Source organism: Polynucleobacter sp. Latsch14-2 (assembly GCF_018881925.1).
In the GTDB taxonomy this organism is placed as follows: domain Bacteria; phylum Pseudomonadota; class Gammaproteobacteria; order Burkholderiales; family Burkholderiaceae; genus Polynucleobacter.
The window spans coordinates 258843-266212 of sequence record NZ_JACVPL010000003.1; the positions used below are offsets into that span (position 1 = coordinate 258843).

At 42.7% G+C, this 7370-nt stretch carries 7 protein-coding genes; 4 read left to right on the forward strand and 3 right to left on the reverse strand.

What is annotated here, in order from left to right; genetic code table 11:
• Positions 1 to 16: 16 nt before the first annotated feature.
• Together ICN46_RS05085 and ICN46_RS05090 are read left to right on the forward strand one after the other, a co-directional pair.
• Complete coding sequence (locus tag ICN46_RS05085; protein ID WP_216205411.1) at positions 17 to 1621, forward strand: UbiD family decarboxylase; 1605 nt, start codon at positions 17 to 19, stop codon at positions 1619 to 1621.
• A gap of 57 nt (positions 1622 to 1678) precedes the next feature.
• On the forward strand, positions 1679 to 3328 hold the full coding sequence (locus tag ICN46_RS05090) for a gamma-glutamyltransferase family protein (protein ID WP_216205414.1): 1650 nt from the start codon (positions 1679 to 1681) through the stop codon (positions 3326 to 3328).
• Between the two features lie 21 nt (positions 3329 to 3349).
• On the opposite strand, the gene ICN46_RS05095 is transcribed toward ICN46_RS05090, so the two are convergent.
• The 3 genes from ICN46_RS05095 to ICN46_RS05105 all read right to left on the reverse strand — a co-directional run bounded on the left by ICN46_RS05095 (position 3350) and on the right by ICN46_RS05105 (position 5788).
• Positions 3350 to 4333 (reverse strand): Bug family tripartite tricarboxylate transporter substrate binding protein, encoded by a 984-nt coding sequence (locus ICN46_RS05095; protein WP_216205417.1) that lies wholly within the window; start codon positions 4331 to 4333, stop codon positions 3350 to 3352.
• 212 nt (positions 4334 to 4545) lie between these two features.
• Positions 4546 to 5295, reverse strand: coding sequence for a VOC family protein (locus tag ICN46_RS05100; RefSeq protein ID WP_216205421.1), 750 nt, complete (start codon positions 5293 to 5295; stop codon positions 4546 to 4548).
• A 19-nt stretch (positions 5296 to 5314) separates the two neighbouring features.
• Positions 5315 to 5788 (reverse strand): RidA family protein, encoded by a 474-nt coding sequence (locus tag ICN46_RS05105; protein WP_216205422.1) that lies wholly within the window; start codon positions 5786 to 5788, stop codon positions 5315 to 5317.
• Between the two features lie 187 nt (positions 5789 to 5975).
• Here ICN46_RS05105 and ICN46_RS05110 point away from each other — a divergent pair, with 187 nt between their 5' ends.
• Positions 5976 to 6587: a UbiX family flavin prenyltransferase gene (locus tag ICN46_RS05110; RefSeq protein ID WP_216205424.1), complete on the forward strand. Its 612-nt coding sequence runs from the start codon at positions 5976 to 5978 to the stop codon at positions 6585 to 6587.
• A 14-nt stretch (positions 6588 to 6601) separates the two neighbouring features.
• Entirely contained in the window at positions 6602 to 6895 is a 294-nt protein-coding gene (locus ICN46_RS05115; protein ID WP_216205428.1) for a DUF4936 family protein, read from the forward strand.
• Positions 6896 to 7370: the final 475 nt, after the last annotated feature.

The window sequence follows — 7370 nt, forward strand, 5'->3', positions numbered from 1 at the left end:
TAGAAGAAAGATTAATATGACACAACTTACTCCCTTTAAAGAAGACCTCAGAGGCTTTGTTGATAGATTAAGAGAGTCTGGTGAATTAATCGATTTGCATCAGTCGGTGGATATTCGTCACATCGCAACATTGGTAGATCAATCAGATAAGGCCATCTTATTTCACAATGTGATTGGCTACGATATTCCAGTTTTATCTGGCATTGTTCGAACTGAAAAGAGAGCAGTTATGTCTGTTGGATGCGAGTCCTTTAGACAGATTGAGGATAAGCTACAGCAAGGGATTGATAATCCGATTGGACCGACCCGGGTGAGCACCTCCAGTACAGAGGAAATTATTTGGCAAGGTGATGAGGTGGATTTATTTAAACTGCCAATCCCACTGAGTTCAATTTATGACGGCGGCCCCATGATTACTGCTGGCGTAGTCATGGCTAGGGATCCTGAATACGGCATTAATACTGGCGTATATCGCTTCATTATCAAAGAAAAAAATCTGACGGGGATAGACATTGTTACGCCGAATAATATGCGAATGTTTGCCCAACGAGCATTTGAAGCCGGTCGTCCTTGCCCAATATCTATTTCGATTGGCACACATCCCATGGAAGTTTTAGGAGCAGGCTTTAGGGCCCCCATTGGCATTGATGAGATGGGCATCGCTGGCGGTATTCGTGGATGCAGTGTTGCTTTGGGACAGTGCAAGACAATTGATATGCCTTACATAGCAGATAGTGAAATTGTTTTAGAGGGAGAAATTTTGCCAATCGGCTGGACCCAACCTGAGGGACGTTTTGGGGAATTTACGGGTCTCATGGGCGGTCTCCATTGGAATCCCAATGTTCGAATTAAAGCGATTATGATGCGCAAAAATCCCATGTTTTATTACTTGCACATGCCTTGGGAGAACACATGGTTAGCAGCACCAACCCGCTATCAAGCTATTCGACGCGCTTTAAAAACCGCCGGCATTCAAGTCAAAGATATTAATGTTACTTTGGGTGGCCGTGCTTTTTGGCATGCTGTGATCTCGATTGAAAAACAAGCTGGTGAGGGAAAAAATGCTCTCCTTGCAGCCTTGTCCGTCATGGACCTAAAACATATCGTGGTAGTCGATGATGATATTGACGTTTTCAATCCTACAGAGGTTGAATGGGCAATAGCAACTCGTGTACAAGGTGATAAAGATATTATGATCATCCCTGGAGCGCGAGCAAAGCCGTTAGATCCTAGCTTGTATATCACTCCGGGGCAAGTGCCAACCGGCGCCAAGGTTGGAGTTGATGCGACCATTGGCGAGGGAATTCCTAAAGAGCGTTTTGAACGTATCTCATATGCCTATGCTGATAGCGCAAAGATCGCAGAATATTGCGCTGGCAAGGCAGATCCTGAGCTAGCTTCTGAAAAAAATACTGGGGAAGAATTAGCAGAGCAAATACTAGCTTTACTTGAAGCTAGTCCTGTTTATTACTCTGAGATTGCTGAGAAGTTTTCTCAATATAGTTTTGCAACGATTGCGAATACCTTTGGCGATCTGCATGCAAAAGGTATCTTATGGCAAGACCCTCGAGGCAGAATGTGTTTAAAAAATTCCAAATTTGCTGCCAAGCAACCAGGATAGATGCGTTCAGGCTGGTTTAGTAATTTTGAAACATTAGATTTATAAAGAAAAATTCATATGCAATTTGATTGGAATAATCCATATCCGACCATTCGGATGCCGGTCATGGGTAGAAATATTGTTTCTACCTCACATCCTTATGCTGCACAAGCTGGGTTAAAAGTTTTACAGGCTGGCGGCAATGCTATTGACGCAGCAATTGCTGCGGCGGCTGCTTTGATGGTGGTTGAACCAGTTTCCAATGGTTTAGGAAGCGATTGCTTTGCAATTGTCTGGGACGGGGAAAAGCTACATGGATTAAATGCTTCTGGCGTGGCTCCACAAGCATGGAGCCCGCAATATTACGAAAAGAAATATGGCCTAGGTGGAAACGGAATAGCCAATCGACCAAAGCGCGGCTGGGATGTCGTTACTGTTCCAGGTGCTATTGCTGGATGGGATGCATTGTTGCAACGATTTGGCTCAAAGCCTTTAGGTGATCTATTGGAGCCTGCAATTGAAATTGCCGAAAAGGGATATGCTTTGCCACCAATTTTGGCTCATAAATGGGCTGCAGGTGTAGGTGAACTAAAAGATCAACCTGGTTTTGCTGACACATTTATGCCCGGCGGAAGATCACCTTCGACTGGTGAGCAATTCCAATTTTTAGGCGCAGCAAAAACCCTTCGTCAACTTGCCAAGAATGGCCTGAGGGATTTTTATACGGGCGAGATAGCTGATGCAATAGTCGCTTATTCACAAGAACATGGCGGTAGCATGACGCATGAGGACCTTCGCTCCTATCAGCCAGAATGGGTTGGAACCATCTCTCAGAATGTACTTGGTCGAGATGGTAAAACATATAAAGTTCACGAAATTCCTCCCAATGGTCAAGGTATTGGGGCTTTAATTGCCTTAGGCATCTTGGAAAATTTTGATTTGGCAAGCTTGGCTGTCGATAGTGTGGCTAGTCAACACTTGCAGATTGAAGCAATGAAATTAGCCTTTTCAGATGTTTATCAATATGTGGCAGATGCTCGCTCAATGGAGGTTACTCCAGCGCAAATGCTTGACCCTCATTACTTAGCTGCTCGAGCAAAATTAATTGATTTAAAAAAGTCTACCCATTTTTCACATGGAATGCCTCAATCAGGGGGGACAGTTTATCTCTCAGTTGCTGATGCACAGGGTCGTATGGTTTCATTTATCCAAAGTAACTATATGGGTTTTGGCTCTGGGGTGGTTGTTCCAGAGTGGGGCATTAGCATGCAAAACCGAGGTTTTGGATTTTCCATGGATCCGCACTCAAGAAATGTTGTAGCGGGTGGCAAACGACCGTTTCATACAATTATTCCGGCATTCTTGATGCGAGAAGAAAATGGCATTCAGATTCCGCAAATGAGTTTTGGTGTTATGGGTGGCGATATGCAACCCCAGGGTCACATTCAAACAGTTTTGCGGATGCTTAAGTATGGGCAGCAGCCACAAGCAGCTTGTGACGCACCAAGATGGAAGGTAAACCACGACTTTACCTTAGATGTTGAACAAAACTTAAGCCCCCAAACTATTGATGGTTTAAAGAAACAAGGTCACGTCTTAAAGAAAATTGATGACCCATACATGGATTTTGGTTCAGGCCAATTTATATGGAGGCTATCAGATCAGTTGTCTGATGGGTATGTTGCAGCAAGCGATAGTCGAAGAGATGGGCTTGCTGCTGCCTATTGAGCATATATTTTGAAAAAAGACTTAGTCTGATTTTTGAAGTCTTCCCTCTTTAACAAGCTTAGCCCAACGTTGGACATCAGCGAGGTACCATTTTTCAAATTCGACTCCGGGACCCGGTAATAGCGTAGCTCCAACAGCATCGAGCCTCTCTTTTACTGCGTCTGTTTTTAACGCCTGTAAGATTGCTTGCTCGAGCGTTTTTAATACATCATCTGGAACTCCTGCTGGAGCAAAAAAGCCAAACCAGGTGCCAAACTCAAATCCAGGGTAACCCTGCTCAGCAATGGTTGGGACATTCGGCAGTAATTTCGAGCGCTTCGTAGATGTAATTGCTATTGCTCGGACCATACCTCCCTTTGCTTGTGGGAGCGATGAACCCATCACATCGGTGAGGACGGTAATGCGACCAGCAATTAAATCTGGATACACTGCCCCGCTACCTTTATAGGGAACGTGCGTCATTTCAATTCCACTAGCAGATTTAAAAAGTTCACCGACCAAGTGACTGCCAGTATTATTGCCGGACGATCCAAAGCTGGCTTTGATTCGATTTGTTTTTACGGCACTGACAAATTCGGATAGATTTTGATAAGGTGAATCGTTTGATACCAACATCAGACTAGGAATAGAAGCGACACCTGCAACCGCTTTTAAATCTTTTGTCGGATCAAAATTCAGCTTTGCAAGACTTGGGCCAGTTGACAGGCTGACAGATGCAAATAAAAATGAATACCCATCCGGTTTAACCAATTTGGCTACATATTCAGCCCCAATATTGCCTCCTGCACCGGGTTTTAGCTCAGGTATAACTGGTTGACCAAGAATACGGCCCATTTCATCAGCAATCACACGACCAAGAACATCCGCCGATCCACCTGCGGCATAAGGAATAATCATGGTCAATGGTCGAGTTGGGAAATTTGCCGCAATTACGATGTTGCTAAATAAAGCAATAAAGCCATAAAAAATAATCAGCAATCCGTTGGGGCGATAAGATCTTGGCATGAAGTACTTTCGGGTTTAAGGGTATGGGCAAAAAGATTATGCGTAATGTGAATAAATTACCATTTTTTTCAAAAAAAAGCACGCTATCTTTTTTAGTCAGATAAAGTGAAACAGGGACGCCGCCAAAAGAGATGGGGACTAGCTGCAGACAAATAGAGTGAACTGATATTGCTGGCGCCTTGGAATCTGCGTCGATCCCAATTATCTAAATGCTAATCAGCAAAGAAATCCCGGTTGATTAACAGGTCTTCAGAAGTGCTATTTGAGACCTGATTTACGGAATTTGAGATGGTATTTATCCTAACTTCTTCAATTTGCGGAAGTGTAAGGCTGGCTCTAGGTTTAATTCGCAAAATGCAATTGCTCAGGTCCACGATAAATTCAGAATTTTTCATAGATTGTGGCGTAGCAATATCAAGAAGTCGATGAAATAAATTTGCCGTATGACATGGATCAGGGCTTGCAATAACTATCTCTTGAAGGTGATTTTTTTTATTGGGATGCTTTGTTACTTCATGAAACCAGAGATATTCTGGAGTGAGATGCTCACAGAAATAGATTCTTAAGCCCGTAACTGGTTGTACAGAAAACCGCACAGTTTTAAAAAGGGCAGTATGAATATTTTCATTAACTTGAGCAGGACGAGAAAGATCTTGGATCGGATTAGGCTCAAAACCAGCCTCTTGCAAACGCTTAAAACACTGCTCTGCATCATCCGTTTTAAAAACCAGTGCATCAAGACCAATTCCTAATTCAGCTATTTCCTTGCGCTCAGGTGTTGTCCCATGCTCCCAGCCTAAAACCTCCAAATAGGTGCTATCAAGCATACATAATTGATTAGAAGATCCTAAATTATGTTTTGATAATGGCGTCAGATTAAAACCCAAACCTGCCAATCGGCTGCTAACCTCTAAAATTTGATCCCGCGCGATCAGAACCAGATGATCGAATTGGTAGGTCATAAAAAATAGCTAAGCAGTTCTATGGATGTAGCTCGGCGATAAGTTCAATTTCAACACAAGCTCCCAGAGGAATTTGAGCCACCCCAAAAGCACTTCTTGCGTGTCTCCCAGATTCTCCGAATACGTCAAAGAGCAATTCAGAACAACCATTAATGACTAGATGATGCTCAGTAAATTCAGCCGTGGAGTTTACTAACCCCATTACTTTAACGATCCTTTTGACTCGATCAAGAGACCCAGCATGCTCTTGCAAGGTGGCTAAAAGATCAATCGTAATCGCTCTGGCAGCTAGTTTTCCAGTAACAGTGTCCATATCAAGTCCCAGCTTTCCAACCCACGGTTTACCATGCTGTTTGGCGATATGGCCCGATAGAAAAACAGTTGAGCCAATCGCGGCAGACATCACATAGGCAGCAGCTGGCGGACTTGCAGGCGGCAGTTCGATACCTAAATTCTGTAAACGCTGAGTAATAGTCTGTATAGGATTGGGCATATGATTGACTCTGAAAATATTTGAATGTTAATAGTATAAAGAAGAATTTTGATAGCCGGTGTAATGATATTCTTTACCGAGAATATAATGCAAAAAAAGTGATGTAAGCTGCTATTCAGAGGAAATCCTGCTGACCATTCCTAAGATCTAAGCAATAAAAACCTAAATTTAATAAAGTGAGCTGCTCATGAATCATCCAAAGCGTTTAATTATTGGTATCAGTGGTGCCTCGGGGATTATCTATGGCGTAAGAATCCTACAAGCCTTACATGGTTCTGATATTGAAACCCATTTAGTGATGTCTGATTCGGCAAAACTGACACTTTCTTCGGAAATGGATTTGACAATCAAAGAAGTAGAGAGCTTAGCAAGTGTGGTTCACAATAATAAGAATGTAGGTGCAACTATTGCATCTGGATCATTCAAAACTCTTGGAATGGTAGTTGCTCCGTGCTCGATCCGCTCTTTGTCCGAGATTGCGTGGGGTTCGACAACTAGCTTATTGTCGCGGGCGGCAGATGTAGTCTTAAAAGAAAGACGCCGATTAGTCCTTATGGTGCGCGAGACCCCTCTTCATTTTGGCCATTTAAAATCAATGACACAAGCAACCGAAAACGGCGCAGTGATTATGCCCCCTGTTCCCATGTTTTATTCTAAGCCTAAGACCTTAGATGATATTGTCAATCATACAACTGGACGCTGCTTAGATTTGTTTGAGATTGATACTGATTTAGTAAAGCGTTGGTCTGGCATGGGCAAGCAGACCGCGGCACTACCAACGTCATCAGAGAATACATAGGACTCAGAGAATATATGCAGACCGCAAACACACTTTTTGTCTACTATAAAGTTCCCGCTGAGCAGCATCAAAAAACAATACCATTGCTTAACAATCTCATTCAGAGATTAAAGGCGCAATATACGGGTTTAGAAATAGACATAATGCAAAGACCCGAGATTTCCAGCGATCAGCTTGAAACTTGGATGGAAGTTTATCGCTATCCTGGGGGGGTTACTTTAGAAATGATGGAAAAAATTACCGTCCATGCCCAAGAATGTGGTTTACCTTTAGCAAGAAAGACTGAGATCTTCGTTCCTCTGACTTAAACAAGATTGAAGTTTTTTAAAACTTGAACCTAAAGCCGAAGAATTCAAAAAAATATTGCTTAAGGCTTAATGAAGTTGATGGGCCATTCATTTTGACTCTTTATATTGTGAAAAATTTTGGGATCGGTTGAGGCTGAAAAACTTAATCATTTAATCCAAAATTCGTTAAGTCAATTACCCCATTGCTGAGAAGTTATTCCAGGGTGAGTTTATCGCCTTAAATGAGGGCGCATGAAACTAGCGACTGATTAGGTATACATCAAGCATCGAGTAACCCTAAAGCTTCATTCAAAGTCACATCTAAAAAAACAAACCCCCACCATTGCTGATGAGGGTGTACTACCCGAGACATAGTTAACACTTTATACCGGACACATACTTTACAGTTTTTGGCATAGGAGGGACCTTACTATGCCGTGGAATGAAAGTACGAAGATGGATGAAAAGCTCAAGTTTGTATCTCGTTACCTTGATG

Excerpts from the sequence above, each read along its gene's own strand:
- ICN46_RS05090 (WP_216205414.1), top strand. The coding sequence starts at position 1,679 with ATGCAATTTGATTGGAATAATCCATATCCGACCATTCGGATGCCGGTC.
- ICN46_RS05100 (WP_216205421.1), bottom strand. The coding sequence starts at position 5,295 with ATGACCTACCAATTCGATCATCTGGTTCTGATCGCGCGGGATCAAATT.
- ICN46_RS05085 (WP_216205411.1), top strand. The coding sequence starts at position 17 with ATGACACAACTTACTCCCTTTAAAGAAGACCTCAGAGGCTTTGTTGAT.
- ICN46_RS05115 (WP_216205428.1), top strand. The coding sequence starts at position 6,602 with ATGCAGACCGCAAACACACTTTTTGTCTACTATAAAGTTCCCGCTGAG.
- ICN46_RS05110 (WP_216205424.1), top strand. The coding sequence starts at position 5,976 with ATGAATCATCCAAAGCGTTTAATTATTGGTATCAGTGGTGCCTCGGGG.
- ICN46_RS05095 (WP_216205417.1), bottom strand. The coding sequence starts at position 4,333 with ATGCCAAGATCTTATCGCCCCAACGGATTGCTGATTATTTTTTATGGC.
- ICN46_RS05105 (WP_216205422.1), bottom strand. The coding sequence starts at position 5,788 with ATGCCCAATCCTATACAGACTATTACTCAGCGTTTACAGAATTTAGGT.